The sequence below is a fragment of the Ruegeria sp. D4 genome (assembly GCF_056534475.1).
Genome location: NZ_JBQFPJ010000049.1, coordinates 1 through 1200, shown reverse-complemented (window position 1 = coordinate 1200; position 1200 = coordinate 1). Strand labels below are relative to the sequence as shown.

Genomic DNA, 1200 nt, shown 5'->3' with positions numbered 1-1200 from the left:
TGTCTTAGCCCCGTAAAACTGTGCCACTATTTTGGTGTCACGGAAGGGATGATGGATGGCTCGGAAGCGGTATTCGGATGAAGATGCGTTGAAGCTTTTGCGCGAGATCGACGTGCATTTGCATGATGGTTTGGATGTTGTGAGCGCTTGTCGGAAGGCGGGGATTTCAGACAAGACGTATTACTACTGGCGCAAGAAGTTTGGCGGCATGGGGCGGCCGCAGTTGTCAGAGATGCGAGCGCTTCAGAAAGAGAATGAGCGGCTTAAGAAGATCGTGGCTGATCTTCAGCTCGACAAGCTGATCCTGAAGGAGAGCCTGGATCATTTAAAGCCCAAGGCCTGACGGTTGATGGGTTGCGTCAGGCCGTGATCCACACCCGCCAAAAGCTGGATACATCGGAACGTCGAACCTGCGCTGTGTTGGGTGTGGCGCGGTCCAGTCATCGCTATCGGTCCAAGGCTACTAGTGATGATGCGCTGCGCCTGGCGATGATCCGGCTGGCCAAGCAATACGGACGATATGGTTATCGGAAAGTGACAGCGCTTTTGCGGATAGAGGGCTGGCAGGTCAATCACAAGAAGATCGAACGATTATGGGGCGAAGAAGGCTTGCAGCTGCCACATCGGCATAAGAAACGAAGGCGGCTCTATCACAAGGGCAGCTCTGTCATCCGGCTCAGGCCCACGCATCCCAACCATGTCTGGGCGATTGATTTTGTCCATGACAAGCTGAGCAGTGGGCGGAGCTACAAGATGCTGACTGTGCTTGATGAGTACACCCGTGAGGCGCTCTGCGTGGCAGTGCGACCCAGAATGAATGCAGCTGACGTTCTGGACGTTCTGCACCGGCTGCTGATGAAACACGGTAAGCCCGAGTTTATTCGTTCAGACAACGGCCCGGAGTTCATCGCTGCACCGCTTCAGGAGTGGCTCCGACGGGTCGGTATCCAACCGATCCAGATCTACCCAGGGTCACCGTGGGAAAATGGCTACAACGAACGCTTCAACGGAACACTCCGTCGCGAAGTCCTCAACGCCGAATGGTTCCACACAACCAAACAAGCTCAGGTCGCCATCAATGTCTGGCTCAGACAATACAACCAGATCCGGCCACATCATGCTCTGAACATGCGCCCACCTGTGCCTGAAACCTTATTAGAGAAACCTCAATTTAGTGGTGCCGAACGAGGGGGCTAGACA

General features: G+C 54.7%; 2 protein-coding genes. Both read left to right on the top strand.

Features of this window, described 5'->3' with window-relative positions:
- The first annotated feature begins 55 nt into the window (after window positions 1–55).
- Complete coding sequence (locus ACR0MI_RS23675) at window positions 56–343, top strand: transposase (RefSeq protein WP_170548140.1); 288 nt, start codon at window positions 56–58, stop codon at window positions 341–343.
- A 23-nt stretch (window positions 344–366) separates the two neighbouring features.
- The gene (locus ACR0MI_RS23670) at window positions 367–1197 is read left to right on the top strand and encodes an IS3 family transposase (protein WP_170612379.1); all 831 of its coding nucleotides are present in this window, start codon (window positions 367–369) and stop codon (window positions 1195–1197) included.
- The last annotated feature ends 3 nt before the right edge of the window (window positions 1198–1200 follow it).